Origin of the sequence: Actinokineospora fastidiosa (assembly GCF_014648415.1) — a bacterium.
Classification (GTDB): domain Bacteria; phylum Actinomycetota; class Actinomycetes; order Mycobacteriales; family Pseudonocardiaceae; genus Actinokineospora; species Actinokineospora fastidiosa.
Genome location: NZ_BMRB01000001.1, coordinates 1,894,131 through 1,917,667, shown reverse-complemented (window position 1 = coordinate 1,917,667; position 23,537 = coordinate 1,894,131). Strand labels below are relative to the sequence as shown.

Sequence of the window (23,537 nt, the reverse complement as noted above, 5' to 3'; positions counted from 1 at the left end):
CTCAGCGCGAGCGGCGGTGCGCGGCGTACGCGCGCCCGTAGACCTCCCGGTGCCGCTCGGCGGACGCGCCCCAGCTGAACTCCTTGGCCCGCTCCTGCGCCGCGGCCGCGAGCACCGCGCGCCGGGTGGGGTCGTCGAGCAGGTCGGTGATGGCGGCGGCGATGTCGCCCGCGCCGACCCCGCAGTACGCGACCGCGTCCCCGCCGACCTCGGGCAGCGACAACCGGCGCGTGGTGAGCACGCACGCCCCGCAGGCCATGGCCTCCAGCACCGGCAGCCCGAACCCCTCGCCCAGCGACGGATAGGCCACCAGCGCCGCCCCGCCGAGGAACCCGGCCAGGCTGTCGAAGGGCAGGTACCCGGCGCGGATCACGCGCAGCCGGTGCGGCACGGCGTCCAGGGCGCGCTCGATCTGGTGGTCCCAGCCGGGCTGCCCGGCCAGCACCAGCGCGGGCGGGTCCACGCGGCCCCGGCACGCGGCGGCGAAGCCGCGGATCAGCGCTGGCACGTTCTTGCGCGGCTCCAGCGCGCCCAGGAACGCCACGTACTCCTGGTCCCCCAGGCCGATCGCGGCGCGCGCCGCGGCCACCTCCGACGGCGACGGCGGGTGGAAGCGGTCGGTGTCGACGCCGTGCTGGATGATCTCCATGCGGTCGCGGGACGCGCCCGCGACGCGGGTCAGCTCGTCGGCCGTCGCCACGCTGGGCACGACGCAGCGGCCCGCGCGCAGCAGCGCGGCCTTGGTCCACGCCCGGAAGAACCGGGCCTTGATCGAGTGGTGCAGCACCGGGTCGGTGAAGAACGTGGCGTCGTGCAAGGTGACCACGGACGCGGCCGGACCGGCGAGCGGCATCGTGTAGTGCGGGGAGTGCAGCACCTGCGCGCCGAGCCTGCGGGCCAGCCGGGGCAGGGTCGTCTGCTCCCAGGTGAGCCGCGCGGTGCGGGCGGTGACCGCCTCGGCGGCGGGCACGATCCGGGAGTGCGGGGCCAGTTTGCTGTAGAGGACGGCGTCGCGGGGCTGGCAGACGATGCTCAGCGCGGCGCCGTCGGCGTCCAGGGCGGCGGCGAGGGAGTCGACGTAACGGCCCACGCCGCCCCGGTCGGCGGGCACGGCGGTCGCGTCGATGAGGACACGCGGGTCGGCCGTAGACACGCGGGCTAGCGTACGGCGTGACCGGGCGGGGATCTCCCGAACGGGGGAATTGCTCCCCATGTCACTCCAGGTGGACCGCCCACACCCGGGCCGCGGCGCGCGTCCAGGTGAACTCAGCTGCCCGCGCCCGCGCCCTGGTCACGCGCTCGTCGGGGGACTCCAGCGCGGCGCGCACCGCGCGGGCCAGGTCGTGCGGGTCGTCACGGCGGGCGACGACGCCGGTACCGGCGGCCACCTCGACCAGGGCGGGGGCGTCGGAGTGCACGACCGGCACGCCCTCGGCCATCGCCTCCAGCAGCGGCAGCCCGAACCCCTCGGCCCGGCTGGGCACGGCGAGGACCGCGGCGCCGCGCAGCGCGGCGCCCAGTTCGGCGTCGGTGACGCGGCCGAGCACGTGGACCTCCGCGCCGCTGCGGGCGGCCAGCGCGCGCAGGTCGACGTTCCCCCAGCCCGGCGGGCCCGCGACCACGAGGGGCAGGCCGACGGCGGGCATGGCCTCGACCAGAACGTCGAGCCCCTTGCGCGGTTCGACGGTGCCGATGGCCAGCACGTACTCGCGCGGCAGGCCGAGATCGACGTCGGCGGTGGGCAGCGCGGTGACGCCGTGCCCGATCACGTGGACCGGGGCGGGCCCGGGGGCGAAGCGGGCCAGTTCCTCCGCGACGGCATGTGTGGGCACGACGACGGCGCGGGCGCGCGTCACGGCCCGCTCGATCATGCGGCGGTGCCAGACCACGCCGCGCGGGGTCAGCGTCTCGGGATGGGTGTAGGGCACGGTGTCGTGGATGGTGACGACCGCGCCGTCCGGGGCCAGCGGGGTGGGGGCGTGCAGGCTGTCCGCGCGCGGGCGGGGCGGGAGGCCGCGTTCCCAGGCCAGCGCGAGCGCCCGGCGGGGCAGGGGGAGCCTGCGGGTGCGGATACCGGGGATGGCGGCGGGTCGGGTGTCGCGGCGCCACGCGGTGCGGCCCTCGACGCGCCAGCCCTCGGGGGCGGCGGCGGCGAGCGCGGCGGTCAGCTCGCGGGTGTAGCGGCCGGTTCCGCCGGGCACGGGGGCGACGAGCTGCTCGGTGAGCACGGCGAGCGCGGGCACCGGCCCAGGGTACGGTCGTCGCCGTGGATGCCCGCACGACGGTCGTCGTGGTCACCTGGCGGGGCCGCGACCACATCGCCGCCTGCCTGGCCGCGCTGGCGGCCCAGACCCGTCCACACCGGACGGTCGTGGTGGACAACGCCTCCGACGACGGCACCGCCGAGATCCTGGCGGACGCGGGCGTCGAGGTGCTGCGGCTGCCGGTCAACGCGGGTTACGCGGGCGGACTCGCCGCGGTGCGCCCCACGACGCCGTACACCGCCTGGCTGAACGACGACGCCGTCCCCGAGCCGGACTGGCTGGCCCGGCTGGAGGACGCCCTCGACGCGCGCCCCGACGCGGCGGCGGCGAGCGCGCACCTGCTGCGGCCGGACGGCGCCACCCAGTCCCTGGGCGTGCGCCTGACCGCCGACGGCCACGGCTACGACAGCGACGAGACCCCCGTCTTCGGCTTCTGCGGCGGCGCGGCCCTGCTGCGCACCGAGGCCGTGGGCGAGATCCCGGCGGACTACTTCTGCTACTACGAGGACACCGACACCGCGTGGCGCATGCGCCTGGCGGGCTGGGACGTCATCAGCGTCCCCGAGGCGCGGGTGACCCACGCCCACGGCGCGAGCACGGCGATCGGGTCGGAGCGTTTCCACCTGTGGAACGAACGCAACCGCCTCCGCACCCTCTTCCGCTGCGCCCCCCGCCGCGTCGCGTGGACCCAGCTCGCCCGCTTCGCCGCGCTGACCGCCGTGCTTCCCCTGCGCCGCGCCAAGCCGGACGCCCCCAACTTCCGGTTCCGCCTGCGGGTGCGGGTCCTGGCCGAGGTGCTGGCCAGGGTGCCCCGCCCGCGCGCGGACCGCGCGAGCCGGGCCAGGGTGTGGCGGGAGTGGACCTAGGTCCGGGCGAACTCCTGGTCGTCGTAGGTGCTGCCGGTGACCGCGGTGTTGCGGATGATCTTCTGGGTCTGGGTCAGGTTGGCGATCGGCAGGTCCCCGACCCGGTCGGAGATCCGCTTGATCGGCTCCATCGTGGTCTTGACCTTCTCCAGCACCGGCTTCACCCGGCTGACGATGTCGGCCAGCTTCTTCATGGTGTTGACGATCTTCTGCAGCCAGTCCGAGACCCGCTTCGACCACTTGGCCACGATCCGGATGATGTCGGCGACCAGCGCGGGGGTGGCCAGCCCGACCGTGACGACCGCGGCGAGCGCGGCCTTGGCCAGCCACTTGACGATCTCCGCGCACGCGTCGGCGATCAGGTCTCGCACCGTGGTGCGCACGACGGAGACCGCGATGCCCGCGCCGGACACCGCGGCGGAGACGGCGTCGGCGGCGACCGCGGCGGCCTCGATCAGCTTGGCCTCGCCGAGGGCGACCGGGGTGTAGGCGTCGACCGCAGGCCCGCGCCAGGGCGCGGTGTCCTCGGTGACGACCCTGGTCATGTCCGCCCCGGTGGTGCGCAGGTGGTTGGCGACGTTGGCCCAGGTCGTGGCGTTGGACTGCACGATGTCGGGGTTGCCAGCGAGGCTGTTCAGCATCTCCGGCAGCGGATCGACGTGCTCCATCGCCCAGGCGAACGCCCCGGAGAGCAGCGCGCCGAACGGGTCGGCGATCACCGCGAGGGCGTCCAGCGCGGCCGCCCCGCCCGCGATCCCGGCCTCGAGGTAGTCGCCGTTGTCGATGGCCTTCTTGGCGTCGACCGCGAAGTCGTAGACGACCATGCCGTCTTCCGGGCTGGTCAGCGGGGTCACGGGGGCGACGAGCGGATTGGTCATGTCAGTTCCCCAGCAGGTCGTCGATCGCGTCGAACATGTCCTTCGCCGCCTGTTCGGCGAAGTCGTAGGAGTCGGCCATCGCCCGGACGCCGCCCGCGGTGGCGCCCACGGCGCCCTGGGTGGCGGCGATCGCGCCCATGCCCAGCACCTCGATGGCCCCGATCAGCGGGGTGAGGATGGGGCTGCACAGGATGCCGTAGGCGTCGGTGCCGTTCAGCGAGACCTGGCTCGCGGCGTCCTGCGCGGTGGCCAGCCGGCCGCTGATCCCGTCCAGCCTGCCCGCGTGGGCGCGCATGGCGTCGGTGTGGACGTCGTACCCGTCGGGCATGTCCCTGTCCCCTCAGTCGAGCCAGCTGTCGCGCTGGTCGAAGTCGTCGTCGTCGCGGGGGCGCGCGGGCGGGGTCTGCGGCTCGGCCCGCCCGAACCGGTCGTCGTACCCGGCCATGAGCATCCCCATCGTCTCGGAGTCGCCGCCGATCAGCGGGGCGACCGACTCGCGGACCCGATCGCCGACCTTGGCCTGCGCGGTCCTGAGCACGGTCAGGATCGACGCGGCGACCTCGTCGGGGGCCTTGTCCAGCGCGGCGTGGGTCAGCCGCAGGTCGGCCACGTTGCCCGTCGCGTCCACCACCACCGTCACCGACGAGTCGGCGCTCGTCTCGGTCACGCGCAGCCGCTCGGTCACCGCCCGCAGTTCGTCGGCCTGGCGCAGCTTCGCCTCGATCTGCGCCTGGAACCCGGCCAGCATCGACTCGGGAGAACTCATCCCGCACCTCCGTCTCCACCGGCTCCGACGGGAGCCGGTTCCGTCCGGTTCCGCCCGATCACGATTTCCTCGCGATGGGCGAGAGGGCCACCAGTGCCCCGAGCACGCCCAGACCCCCGCCGACCAGCGCGATCAGCCACAGCGGCCGGGGCTCGAAGTCGGCCCGGTAGACCTGCGCGGCGCGCGCCCCCGTCCGGTTGCCCTGCGGCACCGCCCGCTCGACCACGGCGACCTGCCCGTCCTCCGGGCCGAACTGCAGCGGGTCGTCGGGCCGCACCCGCTCCACCCGACCGCTGTCCCAGCGCACGTCCAGGTCGCACCGCCAGAGGTCGCCGACGGTGAGCCCGTCGATCACACCCTCGTCCTGGCAGCCCAGGACGGTCGCGACGCCCCGGTCGGTGATCTCGGTGCCCAGCACGAACGCGCCCATCCGGTCGGCCGCGTTCAGCCCGGCGAGCGCGATCGCCAGTCCGACCGGTGTCGTGATCAGTGCCGCGAGCTTCCCCATACCCATGCCGACAGCCAACCAGAGGCGTCGGCACGCCATCACTGCCTGCGATGAGGCACGCTGTGCCTAGCAAAGCGTGGGTGAGGCGTGAGGAGGCAGGCGTTGGCTCAGGGGGTGCTGCCCGAACTGTCGGTGGTGGTGGTCAACTACCGGGGGGCCGAGGACACCGTCGCGTGTCTGCGGGCGCTGCGGTCCGACCTCGACTACCCGGCCGATCGGCTGCAGGTGATCTGCGTCGACAACGCCTCCGGGGGCGATGACGCCGACCGGATCGCGGCTGTCGACGGGGTCGAGCTGGTGCGCAGTGACGAGAACCTGGGGTTCGCGGGGGGCTGCAACCTCGGCGCCGCGCACGCCCGCGGCCAGGTGCTCGCCTTCCTCAACAACGACGCCCGCCCGCACGAGGACTGGGCGAAGGCGGCCGTGCGCACGCTGGCCGAGCACCCCGACGTCGCGTGCGTGGCCAGCAAGGTGCTGGACTGGGACGGGGAGCGCATCGACTTCGTCGACGGCGGCATGACCTGGTTCGGCATGGGCTACAAGCGCCACGCCGGTCAGCCCGACGACGGCAGGCACGACGCTCCCCGGGACGTGTTGTTCGCCACCGGGTCGGCCATGTTCGTGCGCACGAGCGTCTTCGCCGAGCTGGGCGGGTTCGACGAGCGGTTCTTCATGTTCTACGAGGACGTCGACCTCGGCTGGCGGCTGAACCTGCGCGGCTGGCGGGTGCGCTACCAGCCCGACTCCCTGGCCTTCCACCGCCACCACGCCTCGATGTCCAAAGTGGAGGACGCTGAGGCGCGCGAGCTGTACCTGTTGGAGCGGAACGCCCTCGCCGCGCTCTACAAGAACCTCTCCGACGACACGCTCGCCAAGGCGCTGCCCGCCGCGATGGCGCTGGCCATCCGCAGGGCGACCGCGCGCGGGGAGGTCGACCCGACCCAGCTGGAGATCCGCGACCAGCCGATCCAGACGTCCATCCCGGCGGCCACGCTGGCCGGGGTGCTCGCCATCGACCAGTTCGTGGAGCTGCTGCCGTCGCTGAGCGCGTCACGGGAGGCCGAGCAGGCAGCGCGGGTGCGGTCGGACGCCGACCTGGTCCCGCTGATGCGCAAGGCGATGGAGCCCGCCTACCCGCTGCCGCGCTACCTGGCCGCGCACGACATCCTCGTCGAGGCGTTCGGGTTGGAGGCGGCCTTCGGCGGCAGGCGCAGGGTGCTGGTCGTCACCGGCGACGCGATCTCCGAGCGGATGGCCGGTCCGGCGATCCGCGCCTGGAACATGGCCGACGTCCTGGCCGCCGAGCACGACGTGCGGCTGGTCACCGTCAACCCGGTCTGCGCTCCCCCGGAGGCGGCCTTCCCCGTGCTGGGCGTGCGCCGCCGCGAGCTGCCCGCGCAGGTCGACTGGGCCGACATCGTGGTGCTGCAGGGGCACGCGCTGGAGCTGGCCCCCGAGCTGAAGAAGACCAGCTCGACCAAGATCGTGGTCTGCGACGTCTACGACCCGATGCACCTGGAACTGCTGGAGCAGGGCAAGGACACCGTCGCCGAGCAGCGCGAGCTGGACCTCATCGGCGTGACGAAGGTGCTCAACGCCCAGCTGGAGCGCGGCGACTTCTTCATCTGCGCCAGCGAGCGCCAGCGGCACTTCTGGCTCGGCCACCTGATGGCGCTGGGCAGGCTCACCCCCGACATCTACGACACCGACCCGACCCTGCGCTCGCTGCTGGACGTGGTGCCCTTCGGCCTGTCCGGCAAGCCGCCGCAGCAGACCAGCTCGCCGATCAAGGGCAGGCTGGTGGGCGGGTCCGACCGGGTCGTGCTGTGGGCGGGCGGGGTCTACTCGTGGTTCGACCCGCTGACCCTGGTCGAGGCGATGGGCGAGCTGGCGACCCGCCGCAAGGACGCGCGGCTGGTGTTCCTGGGGATGAAGCACCCGAACCCCGAGGTGCCGGAGATGGACATCGGCGCGCGGGTGCGGGCGCTGTCGGCGCGGCTGGGGCTGACCGGCTCGTCGGTGTTCTTCAACGAGACGTGGGTGCCCTACGAGGAGCGGCAGAACTGGCTGCTCGACGCCGACTGCGGGGTGACCACCCACTTCGAGCACGTCGAGACGACCTTCGCGTTCCGGACCCGGGTCCTGGACTACCTGTGGGCGGGCCTGCCGATCGTCACCACCGACGGCGACTCCTTCGCCTCGCTGGTGCGGCGGGAGGGCCTGGGCGTGGTCGTCCCGTCCGAGGACCCGCACGCGCTGGCCGACGCGCTGGAGAAGGTGCTGTACGACACCGATTTCGCCACCGCCTGCCGGGACCGGATCGCCGCGGTCCGGGAGAGCTTCACCTGGGAGAACGTCCTGGCCCCGCTGACCGCCTTCTGCCGCGACCCGCGCCCGGCCGCCGACCGGCTGCCCGGCGCGTCGCCGCTGGTCACCCGGCCAGCCATGGGCGTGGCCGACCGCGTGCGCCGCGACCTGGGGCTGGTCCGCGAGTACCTGGACGCGGGCGGCGCGGGGGAACTGGCCCGCCGCGCCGCGGGCCGGGTCCGCAGGGTGGCCAGGGAGCGGTTGGGGGGCCGGACCGATGGCTGACCGGCGCACCGGACCCGTCGCGCTCATCATGCTGGGAAGGGCCCATGGCTGACCTGCGGGTACTCATCGACGGCACGCCCCTGCTCGGCGCGCGGACCGGCGTCGGGCGCTACACCGCCGCGCTGGCCGAGGAGCTGGCCGCCGCGGCCGGGGTGTCCATGCGCGCGGTGGCGTTCACCCTGCGCGGGTGGCGGGCGCTGCGGCGCGTCCTCCCGCACGGCTCGCAGGCGCGCGGCATGCCCGTCCCGGCCCGGCTGCTGCGCAAGGCGTGGCTGCGCGCGCCGTTCCCGCCGGTCGAGCTGTTCGCCGGGCTCGCCGACATCGTGCACGGGACCAACTTCGTCCTGCCCGCCGCCCTCCGCGCGCGCGGCGTGCTCACCATCCACGACCTGGCCTTCCTCGACGCGCCCGACGAGCTGCCGCCCAGCGACGCCACGCTGCCGGAGCTGGTGGCGATCTCGGCCCGCCGCGCGCGGATGATCTGCGTGCCGACCCAGGCCGTCGCCGACCGGGTCACCGAGCGCCTCGCCGTCCCGGCGGAGCGGATCGCGGTGACCCCGCTGGGCGTCGACCTGGCCTGGTTCACCGCCCGGCCGCCGAACGACGCGCTCACCGAGCGGCTCGGCCTGCCGTCGGAGTACCTGCTGTTCGTCGGCGGCGCGGGCCCGCGCAAGGCGCTGCACTGGCTGCTCGACGCCCACGCCGCCACCCCGTCGCTGCCGCCGCTGGTGCTGGCCGGACCGGGCCACGAGACCGCGTCCGCGCGCGTGCTGTCCACCGGCTACCTGTCCGAGGTGGACCTGCGCGCTGTGGTCGCCGGGGCCTCGGCGCTGGTCCTGCCCTCCCGGGACGAGGGCTTCGGGCTCCCGGTGTTGGAGGCCATGGCCTGCGACGTGCCGGTGGTGTGCACGGACGTGCCCGCGCTGCGCGAGGTCGCTGGCGGGCACGCCACGCTCGTGCCGTACGAGGACACCGAGGCCATGGCCACGGCCCTGACCGCGGCCCTGGAGAACCCGCCGTCACCGGCGACCCTGGCGACCCGGCGCACGCACGCGGCCAGCCACACCTGGCGGCGCTGCGCCGAGCTCACCATCGCGGCCTACCGCAAGGCGCTCACGAACTGACCCGGAAGTCGTGCGCGGCGAACGCCGCCGACAGGGCCTCCCGCCACGGCCGCAGCGGGGTCAGGCCCGCCTCGACCCACGAGGCGTTCGACAGCACGGAGTACGCCGGGCGCTTCGCGGGCGTGGGGTAGTCCGCCGTGGTGCAGGGCGAGACGCGGTCCGGGTCCGCGCCCAGCTCGGTGAAGACGGCCCGGGCGAACTCGAACCACGTCGTCTCGCCACCGCCCGTGCAGTGCAGGATCCGGGACGCGGGCGCCGCGCCCTCGGCGATCCGGTTCGCCAGCTCCACCAGCCCGGCGGCCAGGTCGGCCGCCCAGGTCGGCGCGCCGCGCTGATCGTCCACAACGGACAGCGTCTCCCGCGAGGACTCCAGTCGGGCCATGGTCTTCACGAAGTTCGAGCCGTAAGCGCTGTAGACCCACGACGTCCGCACGACCCAGGATCGGGCCCCGGAGCCGAGCACGGCGTCCTCGCCCGCCAGCTTCGTCACCCCGTAGGTCCCTTGTGGACCGACCGGCGAGTCCACGTCGTACGGCGTGGTGGCGTCGCCCGCGAAGACGTAGTCCGTCGACACGTGGATCAGCGGCACATTGCGCGACGAGCAGGCAGCGGCGAGCACCCGGGGCGCGTCGGCGTTGACCGCGAACGCCCTGGCAGGCTCGGACTCGGCCTTGTCCACCGCGGTGTACGCCGCCGCGTTGATCACCACCGCGGGGGCGGCCAGCGAGGACACCGCCTCGATGACCGCGCCCGCCGAGGTCACGTCCAGCTCGGCCGAGGTGGGCGCGTGGACGGCCACGCCGGGCACCTCGGCCAGGGAGCGGCCGAGCTGCCCGCCGCCCCCGGTCACCAGCAGGTTCAGCACGGTCACACCCCGGCCCGCGCGCGCAGCGGCTCCCACCACGCCCGGTTGTCCCGGTACCAGGCCACGGTCTCGGCCAGACCGGTCTCGAACGGCACGCGCGGGGCGTAGCCGAGCTCGGTGGAGATCTTGGTGATGTCGACGGAGTAGCGCCGGTCGTGGGCCTTGCGGTCGATCACCGGCTGCACCATGGACTCGTCCGCGCCGGTCGCCTCCAGCAGCAGCGAGGTCAGCTCGCGGTTGGTCAGCTCGGTGCCGCCGCCGATGTTGTAGACCTCCCCCGGCCTGCCGCCGTCGGCGACCAGCTGGATGCCGTGGCAGTGGTCGTCGACGTGCAGCCAGTCGCGCACGTTCAGCCCGTCGCCGTAGAGCGGGACCTTCTTGCCGTCCAACAGGTTGGTGGTGAACAGCGGGATGACCTTCTCGGGGAACTGGTACGGACCGTAGTTGTTCGAGCACCGCGTGACACAGACGGGGAGTCCGTGGGTGCGGTAGTACGAGCGGGCGATCAGGTCCGAGGACGCCTTGGACGCGCTGTACGGCGAGTTCGGCTCCAGGGGGTGGGTCTCCGGCCACGACCCGACCTCGATCGAGCCGTACACCTCGTCGGTCGAGACGTGCACGAACTTGCGCACGTCGGCGTCGAGGGCGGCCTGCAGCAGCGTCTGCGTGCCCAGCACGTTGGTGCGGATGAACTCGGCCGACCCGGCGATCGAGCGGTCGACATGGGACTCCGCGGCGAAGTGCACGACCAGGTCGGTGCCCGCCATCAGCGAGGACACCAGCTCCGCGTCGCAGATGTCGCCCTGCACGAAGCGCAGCCGGGGGCTGTCGGCGACCGGGTCGAGGTTGGCCCGGTTGCCCGCGTAGGTGAGCAGGTCGAGCACCACGACCTCGGCGTCGGCCAGGCTCGGGTACGCCCCGCCGACGGCCTGCCGCACGTAGTGCGAGCCGATGAAGCCCGCACCGCCAGTGACCAAAACCCGCATGTCCGTCCCATCGATCGTCGTCCTGGGCGCACCGATCCTCGCACGCGAGGCAACCGCGAGCCCTGTCACTGCGTGTTATCGATACCGGCGAGCGAACACTTACGGGTGGAGTCTCGGTAAATTGGCGGTGGACGGGCCGGTGGGGGAACGGGGAGGACGCGCGTGGACGAGCGTGCCCAGGAGGCGTGGTTACGCGGGGGCCGGGCGCTGGTGCGCACCGTGGCCGCCCTCGCCTCGGTCAGCGTCCTGGCCGCTGCCGCCTACGGGTGGGTGACCTTCGGCGACGTCGACGCCGACACCGTCACCACCGACGTCATCCCGGTCGAGGTGGCCGAGTCCGGTCCCGAGCCCCTCGACGGCGCGGTCGACCTGCTGCTGGTCGGCATCGACAGCCGCACCGACGCCTACGGCAACCCGCTGCCGCGCGAGGTGCTGGACATGCTCAACGCCGGGGAGGCCGAGGGCGAGCGCAACACCGACACCATGATCCTGGTGCACATCCCGGTCGACGGCAGGCGCGCGGTGGCCTTCTCCTTCCCCCGCGACTCCTGGGTCGACATCGGCGAGGGCTTCGGCAAGGCCCGGCTCAACTCCGCGTTCGCCCACGCCTACAACGACACCCGCGCCACCCTGCTGGACGAGGGCGTCGACGACCCCGACGAGCTGGACCGGCGGGCCACGGTCGCGGGCCGCAAGAACCTCATCGCCGCCATCGAGCGGCTGGTCGGCCCCGAGCTGACCATCGAGCGCTACGCCGAGGTCAACCTGGCCAGCTTCTACGAGGTCACCAAGGCCATCGGCGGGGTCGAGGTGTGCCTGAACGAGCCGGTGGACGACTGGCGCTCCGGCGCGCGGTTCCGGGCGGGCAGGCAGACGATCTCCGGGCGGGAGGCGCTGGCGTTCGTGCGCCAGCGCTACGGCCTGCCCAACGGCGACCTCGACCGGATCGTGCGCCAGCAGGTGTTCCTCGGCGCGCTGGCCGACAAGGTGCTCTCCGCGGAGATGCTGACCAGCCCGACGAAGGCCCGCGAGCTCATCTCGGCGGTGCAGCGCTCGGTCGTGCTGTCCAACGGCTGGAACCTCTCGCGGTTCGCCGCGCAGATGTCGGGGCTGGTCAGCGGCAACATCGAGTTCCACACGATCCCCACCCAGGGCGACGCCACCATCGGCGGCGCCGCCGTGCTGCAGGTCGACCCGGACGAGGTGCGCGCCTACGTCGAGCAGGTCACCGGCGTCGTCGACCAGGCGGCCACCGGCACTGTCAGCCCGACGACGACCTCGACGACCGGCGCCTCGACGACCGCGCCCACCACCACCGCGGTCGAGGACATCACCGTCGAGGTGCGCAACGCCTCCAACACGATCGGCCTCGCCGGTGACGTGCTGAAGGCCCTGACGGCCCTGGGCTACCTGCCCGGCGGCGTCGGCGACGAGCGCGTCCAGTCCGGGTCGGTGATCCGCCACGCCGAGGACGAGCAGGACAAGGCCAGGACAGTGGCGGCGTCGCTGGGCGGGGACTTCACCTTCGTCGCCGACGCGTCCGTGGCCACCGGGCACGTCCGGGTCGTGCTGGGCACCAGCTTCCAGACCAGTGGGCTCGGCGGCCGGGAGATCCTGCGCATGCAGCCCCCCACCGCGCCGACCCGGCCGACGGTCGCCGCGGGCTCGGTCCCCTGCGTGAACTGACGCCCCTGATCACGATCGGTGATCGGTGGGCGCGAGCGGCCGGGAACGCGCGCGTCCACCGTCCCCGGTTGTCTAGGCTTCACCGGGGGCGAGGGAGGGGATCGTGACGGAGAAGACGGGGGTGCGCCGCGGCCTGCTGTGGACCGGGCGCGGCGTGGTCACGCTGGTGTCGGCCGCCGTGGTCGCGGCCATGGCGGTGGTGTGGGCGCGGATCGACACCTTCCAGGAGAAGGTGACCACGACCGACGCGCTCGTCGTCGCCCAGGAGGGCCCGGACGCCCCGCCAGCGGACGACGGCGCCAACGACATCCTCCTCGTCGGCAGCGACACCCGCACCGACCTGCAGGGCAGGCCGCTGTCGGCCGAGGTGCTGCGCCAACTGCGCACCGAGGCCACCGACACGGTCAACACCGACACGCTCATCCTGCTGCGCCTGCCCAAGAGCGGCGGCAAGGGCTACGCGGTGTCCATCCCGCGCGACACCTACGTGGCCGTCCCCGGGCACCGCGACGAGAAGATCAACGGCGCGTTCGGCGTGGTGAAGGCGCTCAAGGCGCAGGCCATGGTCGACGCCGGGGAGGCCGACCGGGAGCGGATCGAGCGCGAGTCCGACAGCGCGGGCCGCACGGCGCTCATCCAGGCCGTGCAGGGCCTGACCGGCGTGCGCGTCGACCACTACGCCGAGATCACCCTGTACGGGTTCTATCTGCTCACCGAGGCCATCGACGGCGTGGACGTCTGCCTCAACCACGGCACCAGCGACCCCGACTCCGGGGCCAGCTTCCGCGCGGGCCCGCAGACGGTGCGCGGCGGCGACGCCGTGGCGTTCGTGCGCCAGCGCAAGGGCCTGCCGCGCGGGGACCTCGACCGGATCGTGCGCCAGCAGACGTTCCTGGCCTCGGCGATGAACAAGGTGCTCAGCGGCGGCACGCTGACCGACCCCCGGCGGCTGGGCGCGCTGGAGGACGCGGTGTCCAGGACCGTCGTGATGGACCCGGGCCTGCACTTCCTCGACCTGGTCAACCAGGCGCGGGCGCTGGCGTCGGGGCAGGTCGAGTTCGTCACCATCCCGGTGACCGGCGTCGGCGCGCGCAACGACCGGGGGCAGAGCATCATCACCGTCGACGTGCCCGCCGTGCGCGCGTACGTGGCCGCGCTGGTCTCCGACGCGCCGCCGCCGAAGCCCGCGCCGCCGCCCGTGGTGGGCGACGGCCTGATGGGCGGCAGGCTGTTGACCCTCAACGCGCGCGCCCGCGCCGCCGTCCCCTGCGTCGACTGAGGAAGCCCCGTGAGCCTGACCGAGCACCTGCTGAGCCCCCTGCCGCCCGCGCGGCCCGCCGTCACCCACTACGACGACGCCGCGGGCACCCGCGTCGAACTGTCGGCGGCGACGCTGGCGAACTGGGCGGCCAAGACCGCGAACTGGCTGGTCGACGAGCACGACGTCGAGCCGGGCGACCCGGTGGCGGTGCGGCTTCCCGCGCACTGGCAGACCGCCGGGGTGCTGTTGGGCGCGTGGTGGTGCGGCGCGCACGTGGTCGCCGACGGCGACGCGCGGGTGACCTTCGTGGTCCCCGGCGAGACCGGACCCGGCGTGCTCGCCGCGGTGTCGCTGGACCCGATGGGCCGCGACCTCGGCGGCCCGGTCGACGGCGCGGCGGACTTCGTCGGCGAGGCGCGGCTGTGCGGCGACGACTTCCTGGGCGGCCCGCTGCCCGGCGACACGCCCGCGCTGGCCGGGATGACGGTCGACGAGGTGCTGGCCGCCGCCCGCGCCCTCGATCTGCCGCGTGGCGCCCGCGTGCTGTCCACACGGGACTGGACGGTCCCGGACGGCGTGCTGGCCGCGCTGGTCGCGCCGCTGGCCGCGGGCGGGTCCGTGGTGCAGGTGAGCAACCCCGCGCGGCTGGACGCGCACCGGGCCGCCGAGCGCACTACCGTCGACCTGTGACCCGATCGTTCGCCGACAAGGTGGCCGTGGTGACGGGCGCGGCGTCGGGCATCGGCGCGGCGCTCGTGCGGCGGCTGCTCGCCGAGGGCGCGCGGGTGGCCGCGTCCGACATCGACGAGCTCCCCGAGACCGGCGCTCGCCGCTACCGGCTCGACGTCGCCGACCGCGACGCGGTCCACGCCCACGCCGCGGCGGTCGCCGCCGAGTTCGGCCGGGTCGACCTGGTGGTCAACAACGCGGGCGTGGCGCTGAAGGGCACCGTGGCGCAGATGTCCGACGAGGAGCTGCGCTGGGTCATGGACGTCAACTTCTGGGGCGTCGTGCACGGCACCCGGGCGTTCCTGCCGCACCTGGTCGCCGCGCGCGGGTCGGTGGTCAACATCTCCAGCGCGTTCGGGCTGATCGCGGTGCCGTCGCTGAGCGCGTACAACGCCTCGAAGTTCGCGGTGCGCGGGTTCACCGAGGCGCTACGCCAGGAGATGGCGGGCACCGGGGTCGGGGTGACGTGCGTGCACCCGGGCGGGATCAAGACCAACATCGCGCGCAAGGGCCGCACGTCCGACCCCAGCGAGAAGGCGGATTTCAACCGCTCCCTCGACAAGGTCGCCATCACGTCCCCGGACGCGGCGGCCCGCCGGATCCTCGACGGGGCGCGGAAGGACAAGGCGCGGGTGCTCGTCGGGCCGGACGCCTACGCGATCGACCTGCTGCCCCGGCTACTCGGGTCGCTCTACCAACCGCTCGTGAACCGGCTCTTCCGCGCCGGGCAGTCCTAAGTCGATCACCAGGTCGGCCTCGGCGGCGGGATGCCGCCAGTGCCCGCCGCAGCCCTTGGGGCAGGGGTGCTCCATCTCGCGCAGCACGAACCCGTCCTCGGTGGGGATCGCCTGCTGCCACCGCAACAGGCCCAGGCCCTCGCAGTGCGGGCAGGTGCGATCGGTCACACCCGTCAGGGTCACAGTGGATCATCCGCCCCGCAAGGGCGTCCCGCCAGGCGGACGGGGTGAGCGGCGAACGGGCGGCCACCGGCGTCGGACGGCGGGACGCCGGTGGTCCACATGGGTCAGCCCATGGACTTCTGGCCGTCGAGGGACTCGCGGATGATGTCGGCGTGGCCCGCGTGCTGCGCGGTCTCGGCGACGATGTGCAGCAGGGCGCGGCGGGCCGTCCAGCTCACGTCCGCCTCGAACCAGGGCGCCGTGGGCAGCGGGTGGGCGAGGTCGAGGTCGACGGTCTTGACCAGCTCGTCGGTCTCGCTGGCGACCTCGGCGTAGCTGTCGAGGACCTCCTCCAGCGTGCCGGTGAGCCGGAAGTTGTCCAGCCAGCCCTCGACGGCGTCGCTGGAGAAGTCCATGGCCCTGGGTCCGTCGGTGATGAACCGGCGCCACTGCAGCTCGGTGGCGGCCACGTGCTTGATGAGACCGCCGAGGGTCAGCTCGCTCTCGGTGGTGCGGGCGCGCGCCTGCTCGTCGGTCAGGCCGCGGACGGTGTGGCGCAGGAAGTGGCGGGCCTTGGCCAGCGACTCCAGGATGTCGGCCCGCTCGCCGGTCAGGACGGTCTCGGTGGTGGTCATCGTGGTTCCCCTCTCGGTGTCTGGGACCACTGTATGGCGGGTTCCGGACAGGTTCGGTCCTCAACGACGAACCCGGTAGCCTCTTTTCCCGATCACCGCGCTTGGAGGAGCCGCATGGTCCGCGCCTTCTGGTCGTACCGGATCGACGACGACCGCCACGACCGCGGCATGCTCACCACCCTCGCCCAGGCCGTGCGCGACGAGTTCGCGATGATCGCCGGGGCCGAGCTGGAGCTGTTCATCGACACCGACCTGGCCTGGGGCGACGACTGGCGCGACCGGATCGAGGCTGCGGTGGCCTCGGCGGCGTTCTTCATCCCGGTGCTGACGCCGCGGTACTTCCAGAGCACGTTCTGCCGGGAGGAGTTCCTGGCGTTCGTGTCCAAGGCCAAGCGGATCGGGCTGGCCGACCGCGTGCTGTCCCTGCTGTACGTCCCGGTCCCGGACCTCTCGTGCGACGCCCCGGACGCACTGATGGCGCTGGCCGCGCGCTACCAGCACCAGGACATCACCGCCCTGCGCGCCGCCGAGCCGCACGACCGCGAGTTCCGCGCCACGGTCCGCGCGCTGGCCCGGTCCCTGCTGGACCTCAGCCGCGCCGCGGCGCCCTCCGGGGCGGACCCGGGCGCGTACGACGCCCTCATCCGGTCGGCCTCGGCGGCGGTGCCGAGGCTGGCGTCGAGCCTGGCGGGCTTCCACACCGAGCTGGTGGCGCTGCAGGCGCCGATCACGTCCAGCCTGCTGGTCACCACCGTGCCCGGTCCGCCGACCGACCTCATCCCCCTGACGGCCCGCCTGGACACCCACGCCACCCGCTTCGCCGAGGACGTCGTCCGGGTGGACACCGACGTGCGGGCCGTGCTGGGCTGGCCGGATTCCGGTTTGGACACCGCCGCCCTGTCCGGGCGGCAGCGCTTCCGCGAGCGCGTCACCGAGATCGCCGCGGAGACTGCCGCCCTGTCCTCGGCGATCACCCGCCTGACGACCACCCTGGGCGACATCCGCGCCCGAACCCCCACCCTCCGCGACGTCCTCACCCGAGCCGAGGGCGCCCTCATGAAGTTCACCGACGCCGAACGCGTCTTCGCGGGCTGGGTGACCCCATGACCGACGACCTCGCCGACGCGTTCGGCTCCCTCGGCGAACACCTGCGCGCGCTGCGCGGGCGGATCGAGGAGACGGACCAGTCCCTCCTGGCCCACCTCCGCCCGAACGCGATCCGCTATCTGGACGCCGACGACCTGCTGGTGCTCGTGTCGGCCGTGGTGTCGGAGGACTTGGTGGTCGACGACCTGGGCGTGATCTACACAGCCGTCCTCCGGCCCCAGGCTGTCGTGATGGGCATGCCCGCTTACGACACGCTGTGGCTGAAGGCGGCGGCACTGCTGGAGGCGATCGTCCGCGGAAAGCCCCTGCGCGAGGGCAACTGGCGCTTGGCCTGGATCGCCGCAGTCACCTTCTGCGACCTCAACGGCCACCGCCTGGACACACCGATGGACGAGGCACTGGACCTCGTGCGGGAGGTGGCGGCCGGAATGGTGGACATCCGCACCCTTGCCGAGCGGCTCCAGGACTGGGCGGGCGTTGAGCGGGGGTAATTCGATTGCCTCGGCAGCGGCGGCGGACCACCCTGCCAACGGTGATGCCACCTCTCTTCGAAGACCTCGACTTCAACGGTCCGCTGTCCTCCGCGCGGGCCGACCAGCTGCTCACGACGCTCGGGCCGTTGGAGGGGCGGCGGGTCGTCGATCTGGGGTGTGGGTGGGGCGAACTGCTTCTGCGCGCGGTGGCTCGCGGGGCCGTCGGGCACGGGGTCGACCTGGACGCGGCGGCGATCGAGCATGGGCGGGCCACCGCCGAGGCGCGGGGGCTGGCGGTGACCCTGGAGGTCGGCGACGCCGGGGCGTGGACGGGCAGTGCGGACGTCGTGATCGTCAACGGCGCGACCCACGTCTGGGGCGGCGATCCGGTCGACCACACGGCGAACGCGTTGCGGGCCGTGCATGAGCTGTTGCGGCCCGGCGGTCGGCTCCTGCTCGGTGAGGGCTTCTGGCAGGTCCCGCCGTCCGCCGAGCGCCTTGCCGTGATGCCCATGGTGCGCGAGGAGTACCGGAGCATGGCCGAGTTGGTCGACCTCGCCCTCGACCACGGCTACCAGCTGCTGCACCTCTCCCAGGCCACTCTCGACGAGTGGGACGACTTCGAGTCCCGTCACGCGCTCGGCAGGCAGCGCTGGCTCCAGGCCAACCCCGACGCGACGGACGTGGCCGCCCGAGCCGCCGCACACCGCACCGCCTGGCTGCGCGGCTGGCGCGAGGTGCTGGGCATGGCCTACCTGACCCTCCTCAAGCCCTGACCCGCCACGTGCCCACGACGGGCAGAACGTCCTCTTCGGACACCCGCACAGCGCCATCCGGGAACACGACGAGCGCGTCCGACACCCGGGTGGCCACCAACGGCCTACCGTGCGGCGACGGGATGCGTCCGACATAAGAGCCCTCGCCGACCACCGCGCCCCGAAGCCGGGCCTCGCCGCCGTCGACCATGTACCGCAGCGGGTCACGCGGGTCCTCGCTGAAGTCGCTGCCGGTCAGGTCGAGCGCGGACCAGGGGATCATCGGGTGGTTGTTGCCGCTGACGACGAGCTCGCCGATGTAGTCGCCCCAGAGGTAAGGCCGCCGGTAACCGTCGATCCGATTCCCGCTGACCACCGCGCTCGCGGCCCGCCCGGGAAGTCCACCTAGGACAATCCCCTCCCGCTGCGCGACCCGCATGCCGCGAGCGCTGATGCTGTTCCCGGTCACGGTGCACCGGGTGGGCGCGGTGGTCCGGGTCTCGTTGCCCACCACCAACGCGACACCCCGCGCACACCCCTGCACGGTGTTGCCCGCGACCAGAATCCCGTCCCCACCGTGCGTGTCGATCCCCTCCCAGTCGATCAGGCTGACGGTATTGCCCACAACCGCACAATCCCGCGACCGCGCCTGCTCGGTGTTGGCGTAATCGGTGACCGCGATGCCGTAGGTGTTGACCACCCCGGGAGTCAGCGGGGCATCCGTGACGGTGCAGCCCTCGACGACCACCCGCTCCCCGGAGATCACCATCACCCCGGCGTAGAGCAGCCCACGCGCGACCACCCCCCGCACCTGCGAGTCGACACACCACTCCAACCTGACCGCGTCCCCCCGCGACTCCCCAATCCGGCAGTCCTGAACCACAACCCCGGCGAGCGGCGCAGCCTCAGTCCCCACCAGATGAACCAGCCGCTGCTCCTTGTCGTACACCGGAGCGCCTCGCCGTCCGCCCTCGATGCGCAGCTCGCCCAACTCGATGTCCGACACAGTTCCAACCCACGCGGGTCCCGACTCGATGCGGTACCGACCGCCGCGCACCCGGGTCCCCGGCACACTCACCTCCAACGGCGCGCTCAGCTCGACGGTGAGGTCCGCGGAGATGTCGCCGCCGTTCCGCAGTGCCGCTCGAAGCTCTGCCTCATTGGTAACAGTTGTATAGACACCCCGGTGAGGGAGGAATGGAGACTCGGCACATCCGCTCATGGAGCCATCTTCCTCGCATCGGGCCTGAGCGGCAGGGGATCTGACCGCACGTCACCACGAACCACGTGAGCTTGGTTTCTTGGCCCAGCAGAACCGACTGAGCGACGGTAGCTGCGCCCAGGTGCTGGCCGGCTCCTGATGCCCGGACGATCTCCTGTAACACCTGAGCAGTGACTGGCTATGCACTGGTACGCGACGCTGCGTACATAGGGAGCGATGGATGGCAAGTCAAGAACGAGCGGCCGAAAGCGCCTTCGAGAACGAGGTGATCCGTATAGCCCGCTGGATGTACCCCGGGACGGATCGAGGCGGGCCGGTCATTATCGAAGGTCGCGAGCGTGACGGCGTTTTCGTGAATGACGACGTGGCTGTCGCAATAGAATGCACCGTAAGCTCACGTCCCAATAAAGCGCTAAGCGACGGCAAGAAGCTGGACAATCTATGCAGAAAACTAAAGGAGCTCCACCCCAGCAAGGAGGTTAGCGGATATTTCATCACGAGAGACGAACCGACGCCCGAACAGCGCACAATGATTGAACGGATTGGCAATCCGCTCGTCAGCGCATTATCGTATTCCACGTTCAGAGGTCGGTTGATACAGGCGCACAACTACTTGATCGCCCGACGCGACATGGCATTCGGCAGTGCAAAGAATCTCGCGAGCGGCTCCGCAACAGATCTGGGCGAATACTTTCCAATGGACTTCGTCGCCTTCGAGAAGGAGAACCAAATAACTCGATACAAACATCTGTTGCGATCAATTAAAGAGTGTCGCCGCGTGATAGTTCTCGGGGACTACGGCGCTGGCAAGAGTATGACTTTACGTCAGATCTTTCTTGATCTCGCCCAAGAGTACCAGATCGGCGGTGCAATAACTTTCCCAGTGCATATAAGCCTCCGGGACCACCATGGTCAGGTAGACCCCGTCGAAGCCCTTGAACGCCACGCCAGGAATGTCGGCTTCTACCGATCTGATCAACTCGTACGCGCATGGCGAGCCGGATATGCCCACATCATTCTCGATGGATTTGACGAGATTGCACCTGCGAACGTCGGTGGTGGCTACCTCACCAACGAAAGATCGGCAAAGCGCGCGAGCGTGGAACTTGTGCGAAGGTTCGTCAGAGAAACACCTCAGAGCGTCGGTGTCGCAATCGCTGGACGTCGAAATTTCTTTCATCGGGCTGAAGACCTCAGAGACTCCATGGGCCTACCCGACGACGCTCTTCTCGTGAGCGCCACCGACTTCACCGATGAGCAAGTCACCCGTTACCTGCGCAGACAAGGGTGGAGCGTCGATATCCCCCAGTGGCTTCCTCCCCGGCCGCTCCTCCTTGGATATCTCGCTGTGAAGAACGTCCTGGGAGAGGTTGTTGACTCGACTCTGGCAGCCCCAGAGGGATGGGATCTGCTACTATCGCTCACGTTCGACCGGGAGGCGCAGATTGAAGGAAACGTATCAGGAATACAGCTGCGGGAGATCTTGGAGAGGGTAGCAACCAAAGCCAGGAGAACCGGCAGCGGCGTAGGCCCGGTCTACATGGAGGATGTACGCCAGTCATTTCGGGAAGTCGTCGGATTTCCACCAGATGAGCGACAGGAAGTGCTCCTCCGAAGATTGCCTCTCCTGGCTACGGACGACCCACGAACTGAGGCACGAAAAATTATAGATCCAGTACTCGCAGATGTAGCACGTGCCGGAGATGTCGTCAGATACATCGAAGATCCTTATAGTACAAACCTGCCATCTGACGATTGGCAGCAACTCCTCGAGGGCGTGGGCATAGAATCCGCTGCACACAAGCTGCACACCCACGGGGGAGCAGCTGGAGGCCTCGTTAAGACCGCTCTCGCCCAAACCGTTAAACGTAGTGAAGCTTCCCCACCTCTAGCCGTGGACCTCTTGTCTATCGCGCTTGAACTTCGCGTCCCAATCATCGAGCGCATTTATGTGAGCAATCTAACCATCAGCGAGTTGCACACGCCTAGTGGCGTAGACTTGTCGTCCGTCGAGTTCCAAGACTGCTTCTTCGGCCGCCTTGACATCGGGGGGGAATTGCAACATCTCCCGAGATTCTACCGGTGCGATTTTCTGCAGATTGAGGGCCTTCGATCTAAGGAAGAGCTTCCTGTCGAGTCCTTCACCGACTGCGACTTCGGAGACATTACAAAGCTCGATACGACCACCGACTCATTAATGGACCTTCCCCACTCCCCAGCAATCCTTGTTGCCCTTACTATCCTTAAGAAGCTTTACGCACAGCAGGGTACCGGACGCAAGGACAGCGCACTACGCCGAGGACTTCCGCCTGCCTTCTACCGACTTGTAGATCCAGTGATCGGAGAGCTAGTCCGGTCAGGTTTAATGGTGTCGAGTCGACGCAGCGCCACAAAGGTGTGGGTGCCGGTTCGCGCGCAGCGATCCCGGGTCTCCACCTTCATCGATGCCGCATCGCGTGGCGATTGGCCCTCAAGCGAGGACCTTCCAGAGCGGCTAAGTAACATCGAGTGACACTTATTTACGCCTGCCCCACGGTGTCCTGTTTGTCCGCCCGCGGAGGTCACACGATCGACTTCTCGAGTCTGAGCGTGGAGGAAGCATCAACCGGCAAGCGGTGTTAGCAAACCCTATTCGATGACGCAATAACGGTGACTGGCGAGTACGTCCTTGGGCCGCTCGCGCTGGCAGCAAAGCGGCCTAAGGACGTCAGTTCCCCGAGGTGCCTATCCCTTCAACAGCGCTCGGGCCATCACCATGCGCTGGATTTGGTTGGTGCCCTCGTAGATCTGGGTGATCTTCGCGTCGCGCATCATGCGCTCGACTGGGAAGTCACGCGTATAGCCAGCCCCACCAAACAACTGGACCGCGTTGGTGGTGACGTCCATTGCCGTGTCGGAGGCGAAGGTCTTGGCGGCGCTGGAGACGAAGCTGGCGTCCTTCTCGCCGCGTTCGACCTTGGCGGCGGCGGCGTAGACCAGGTGGCGGGCGGCCTCGATCTTCATGGCCATGTCCGCCAGCATGAACTGGATTCCCTGGAAGTCGGCGATCGCGCGGCCGAACTGCTTGCGTTCCTTCACGTACGCCACCGACGCGTCCAGGGCGCCCTGGGCGATGCCGAGGGCCTGGGCGCCGATGGAGTGGCGGGTGTGGTCGAGGGTCTTGAACGCCAGGCGCAGGCCCTGGCCGGGCTCGCCGATGACGCGGTCGGCCGGGATCGTGCAGTCCTCGAAGTAGATCTCCCTGGTCGGGGAGCCCTTGATGCCGAGCTTGCGCTCCTTGGGGCCCACCACGAACCCGGGGTCGTCCTTGTGGACCATGAACGCCGAGATGCCGTCCGCCGGCTTGGCGGCCGTCGGGTCGGACACCGCCATGACCGTGTACCAGGACGACTCGCCCGCGTTGGTGATCCAGCACTTGGTGCCGTTCAGCACCCAGGACGAGCCGTCCAGGCGGGCGCGGGTGCGCATGGACGCCGTGTCGGAGCCCGCCTCGCGCTCGGAGAGGGCGTAGGAGGCCATCTCACCGGCGGCGATGGCCGGGAGGACCTGCTTCTTCAGCGCCTCCGACCCGCCGAGGATCAGGTTCATGGTGCCGAGCTTGTTGACCGCCGGGATCAGCGACGAGGACGCGCAGACCCGCGCCACCTCCTCGATGACGATGTTGGTCGCCACCGAGTCGGCGCCCTGGCCGTCGTAGGCCTCGGGGATGTGCGGGGCGGCGAAGCCCGCCTTGGCCAGGGCGGCGGACGCCTCGACCGGGTAGCGCTCCTGCTCGTCGACGTCGGCGGCGTGCGGGGCGATCTCCTTCTCGGCGAGGTCGCGCACGGCCTCGCGCAGCGCGTTGTGCTCGTCGCTGAGCTGGTAGAGACCGGCGTCCACAGTTACCTCCCGGTAGGCACAAAGTCTGCCCACCAGGTTAGC

The 23,537-nt window shown here is 71.1% G+C and carries 23 protein-coding genes; 11 read left to right on the top strand and 12 right to left on the bottom strand.

The window, feature by feature from the left end; genetic code table 11:
• Window position 1: 1 nt before the first annotated feature.
• Both IEY98_RS09240 and IEY98_RS09235 read right to left on the bottom strand, forming a co-directional pair.
• Window positions 2-1,153, bottom strand: coding sequence for a glycosyltransferase family 4 protein (locus IEY98_RS09240; RefSeq protein ID WP_229786699.1), 1,152 nt, complete (start codon window positions 1,151-1,153; stop codon window positions 2-4).
• Between the two features lie 61 nt (window positions 1,154-1,214).
• Window positions 1,215-2,243: a glycosyltransferase family 4 protein gene (locus tag IEY98_RS09235; RefSeq protein ID WP_189209785.1), complete on the bottom strand. Its 1,029-nt coding sequence runs from the start codon at window positions 2,241-2,243 to the stop codon at window positions 1,215-1,217.
• Between the two features lie 23 nt (window positions 2,244-2,266).
• Here IEY98_RS09235 and IEY98_RS09230 point away from each other — a divergent pair, with 23 nt between their 5' ends.
• Window positions 2,267-3,130, top strand: coding sequence for a glycosyltransferase family 2 protein (locus IEY98_RS09230; protein WP_189209784.1), 864 nt, complete (start codon window positions 2,267-2,269; stop codon window positions 3,128-3,130).
• On the opposite strand, the gene IEY98_RS09225 is transcribed toward IEY98_RS09230, so the two are convergent.
• Genes IEY98_RS09225 through IEY98_RS09210 form a run of 4 tightly spaced genes read right to left on the bottom strand, consistent with a single transcriptional unit; the run spans window position 3,127 to window position 5,288 of the window.
• A complete protein-coding gene (locus IEY98_RS09225) occupies window positions 3,127-4,008 on the bottom strand; it encodes a hypothetical protein (RefSeq protein ID WP_189209783.1) in 882 nt (293 codons plus the stop codon). The two genes, IEY98_RS09230 and IEY98_RS09225, sit on opposite strands and share 4 nt — an antisense overlap.
• Before the next feature lies 1 nt (window position 4,009).
• Complete coding sequence (locus tag IEY98_RS09220; RefSeq protein ID WP_189209782.1) at window positions 4,010-4,336, bottom strand: type VII secretion target; 327 nt, start codon at window positions 4,334-4,336, stop codon at window positions 4,010-4,012.
• A 12-nt stretch (window positions 4,337-4,348) separates the two neighbouring features.
• Window positions 4,349-4,774, bottom strand: coding sequence for a YbaB/EbfC family nucleoid-associated protein (locus IEY98_RS09215; protein WP_189209781.1), 426 nt, complete (start codon window positions 4,772-4,774; stop codon window positions 4,349-4,351).
• A gap of 58 nt (window positions 4,775-4,832) precedes the next feature.
• Entirely contained in the window at window positions 4,833-5,288 is a 456-nt protein-coding gene (locus IEY98_RS09210; protein WP_189209780.1) for a DUF6346 domain-containing protein, read from the bottom strand.
• 96 nt (window positions 5,289-5,384) lie between these two features.
• On the opposite strand from IEY98_RS09210, the gene IEY98_RS09205 reads away from it, so the two are divergent.
• Window positions 5,385-7,874, top strand: coding sequence for a glycosyltransferase (locus IEY98_RS09205; protein ID WP_189209779.1), 2,490 nt, complete (start codon window positions 5,385-5,387; stop codon window positions 7,872-7,874).
• 44 nt (window positions 7,875-7,918) lie between these two features.
• Window positions 7,919-8,998 carry a glycosyltransferase family 4 protein gene (locus IEY98_RS09200; protein ID WP_189209778.1) on the top strand — a complete coding sequence of 360 codons (1,080 nt, stop codon included), beginning with the start codon at window positions 7,919-7,921 and terminating at the stop codon, window positions 8,996-8,998.
• Here IEY98_RS09200 and rfbD read toward each other — a convergent pair.
• Window positions 8,988-9,869: a dTDP-4-dehydrorhamnose reductase gene (gene rfbD / locus IEY98_RS09195; protein WP_189209777.1), complete on the bottom strand. Its 882-nt coding sequence runs from the start codon at window positions 9,867-9,869 to the stop codon at window positions 8,988-8,990. The genes IEY98_RS09200 and rfbD overlap by 11 nt on opposite strands.
• Entirely contained in the window at window positions 9,866-10,849 is a 984-nt protein-coding gene (gene rfbB, locus IEY98_RS09190; RefSeq protein ID WP_189209776.1) for a dTDP-glucose 4,6-dehydratase, read from the bottom strand. Before rfbB ends, rfbD begins: the two co-directional genes overlap by 4 nt.
• A gap of 162 nt (window positions 10,850-11,011) precedes the next feature.
• Between rfbB and IEY98_RS09185 the strand changes: the two genes are divergently transcribed.
• From IEY98_RS09185 to IEY98_RS09170, 4 genes are all read left to right on the top strand, one after another.
• Window positions 11,012-12,535 carry an LCP family protein gene (locus IEY98_RS09185; protein ID WP_189209775.1) on the top strand — a complete coding sequence of 508 codons (1,524 nt, stop codon included), beginning with the start codon at window positions 11,012-11,014 and terminating at the stop codon, window positions 12,533-12,535.
• A gap of 103 nt (window positions 12,536-12,638) precedes the next feature.
• Window positions 12,639-13,814, top strand: a complete 1,176-nt coding sequence (locus tag IEY98_RS09180) for an LCP family protein (protein WP_229786698.1) — start codon at window positions 12,639-12,641, stop codon at window positions 13,812-13,814.
• A 9-nt stretch (window positions 13,815-13,823) separates the two neighbouring features.
• Entirely contained in the window at window positions 13,824-14,486 is a 663-nt protein-coding gene (locus IEY98_RS09175) for a TIGR03089 family protein (RefSeq protein WP_189209774.1), read from the top strand.
• Window positions 14,483-15,262, top strand: a complete 780-nt coding sequence (locus IEY98_RS09170; RefSeq protein WP_189209773.1) for an SDR family NAD(P)-dependent oxidoreductase — start codon at window positions 14,483-14,485, stop codon at window positions 15,260-15,262. The genes IEY98_RS09175 and IEY98_RS09170 overlap by 4 nt, the downstream gene beginning before the upstream one ends.
• Here the strand turns inward: IEY98_RS09170 and IEY98_RS09165 are convergent.
• Window positions 15,203-15,430 (bottom strand): hypothetical protein, encoded by a 228-nt coding sequence (locus tag IEY98_RS09165; protein WP_189209772.1) that lies wholly within the window; start codon window positions 15,428-15,430, stop codon window positions 15,203-15,205. The two genes, IEY98_RS09170 and IEY98_RS09165, sit on opposite strands and share 60 nt — an antisense overlap.
• 119 nt (window positions 15,431-15,549) lie before the next feature.
• Entirely contained in the window at window positions 15,550-16,059 is a 510-nt protein-coding gene (locus IEY98_RS09160) for a DinB family protein (protein ID WP_189209771.1), read from the bottom strand.
• Between the two features lie 114 nt (window positions 16,060-16,173).
• On the opposite strand from IEY98_RS09160, the gene IEY98_RS09155 reads away from it, so the two are divergent.
• From IEY98_RS09155 to IEY98_RS09145, 3 genes are read left to right on the top strand one after another with little or no spacing between them, the layout of a single operon-like run.
• Window positions 16,174-17,166 (top strand): toll/interleukin-1 receptor domain-containing protein, encoded by a 993-nt coding sequence (locus tag IEY98_RS09155; protein WP_189209770.1) that lies wholly within the window; start codon window positions 16,174-16,176, stop codon window positions 17,164-17,166.
• A complete protein-coding gene (locus IEY98_RS09150) occupies window positions 17,163-17,657 on the top strand; it encodes a type II toxin-antitoxin system death-on-curing family toxin (protein WP_229786697.1) in 495 nt (164 codons plus the stop codon). Before IEY98_RS09155 ends, IEY98_RS09150 begins: the two co-directional genes overlap by 4 nt.
• Before the next feature lie 44 nt (window positions 17,658-17,701).
• Window positions 17,702-18,415, top strand: a complete 714-nt coding sequence (locus IEY98_RS09145; RefSeq protein ID WP_189210160.1) for an SAM-dependent methyltransferase — start codon at window positions 17,702-17,704, stop codon at window positions 18,413-18,415.
• On the opposite strand, the gene IEY98_RS09140 is transcribed toward IEY98_RS09145, so the two are convergent.
• Complete coding sequence (locus tag IEY98_RS09140) at window positions 18,405-19,400, bottom strand: right-handed parallel beta-helix repeat-containing protein (RefSeq protein ID WP_189209769.1); 996 nt, start codon at window positions 19,398-19,400, stop codon at window positions 18,405-18,407. The genes IEY98_RS09145 and IEY98_RS09140 overlap by 11 nt on opposite strands.
• Before the next feature lie 436 nt (window positions 19,401-19,836).
• Between IEY98_RS09140 and IEY98_RS09135 the strand changes: the two genes are divergently transcribed.
• Complete coding sequence (locus IEY98_RS09135) at window positions 19,837-22,128, top strand: NACHT domain-containing protein (RefSeq protein WP_189209768.1); 2,292 nt, start codon at window positions 19,837-19,839, stop codon at window positions 22,126-22,128.
• 212 nt (window positions 22,129-22,340) lie between these two features.
• Here IEY98_RS09135 and IEY98_RS09130 read toward each other — a convergent pair whose 3' ends face one another.
• Complete coding sequence (locus IEY98_RS09130; protein WP_189209767.1) at window positions 22,341-23,495, bottom strand: acyl-CoA dehydrogenase family protein; 1,155 nt, start codon at window positions 23,493-23,495, stop codon at window positions 22,341-22,343.
• Window positions 23,496-23,537 lie beyond the last annotated feature (42 nt).

Coding starts and splice junctions, on each gene's coding strand:
- IEY98_RS09220 (WP_189209782.1), bottom strand. CDS start 4,336: ATGCCCGACGGGTACGACGTCCACACCGACGCCATGCGCGCCCACGCG.
- IEY98_RS09150 (WP_229786697.1), top strand. CDS start 17,163: ATGACCGACGACCTCGCCGACGCGTTCGGCTCCCTCGGCGAACACCTG.
- rfbB (WP_189209776.1), bottom strand. CDS start 10,849: ATGCGGGTTTTGGTCACTGGCGGTGCGGGCTTCATCGGCTCGCACTAC.
- IEY98_RS09200 (WP_189209778.1), top strand. CDS start 7,919: ATGGCTGACCTGCGGGTACTCATCGACGGCACGCCCCTGCTCGGCGCG.
- IEY98_RS09160 (WP_189209771.1), bottom strand. CDS start 16,059: ATGACCACCACCGAGACCGTCCTGACCGGCGAGCGGGCCGACATCCTG.
- IEY98_RS09145 (WP_189210160.1), top strand. CDS start 17,702: ATGCCACCTCTCTTCGAAGACCTCGACTTCAACGGTCCGCTGTCCTCC.
- IEY98_RS09210 (WP_189209780.1), bottom strand. CDS start 5,288: ATGGGTATGGGGAAGCTCGCGGCACTGATCACGACACCGGTCGGACTG.
- IEY98_RS09215 (WP_189209781.1), bottom strand. CDS start 4,774: ATGAGTTCTCCCGAGTCGATGCTGGCCGGGTTCCAGGCGCAGATCGAG.
- IEY98_RS09135 (WP_189209768.1), top strand. CDS start 19,837: ATGGCAAGTCAAGAACGAGCGGCCGAAAGCGCCTTCGAGAACGAGGTG.
- IEY98_RS09155 (WP_189209770.1), top strand. CDS start 16,174: ATGGTCCGCGCCTTCTGGTCGTACCGGATCGACGACGACCGCCACGAC.
- IEY98_RS09225 (WP_189209783.1), bottom strand. CDS start 4,008: ATGACCAATCCGCTCGTCGCCCCCGTGACCCCGCTGACCAGCCCGGAA.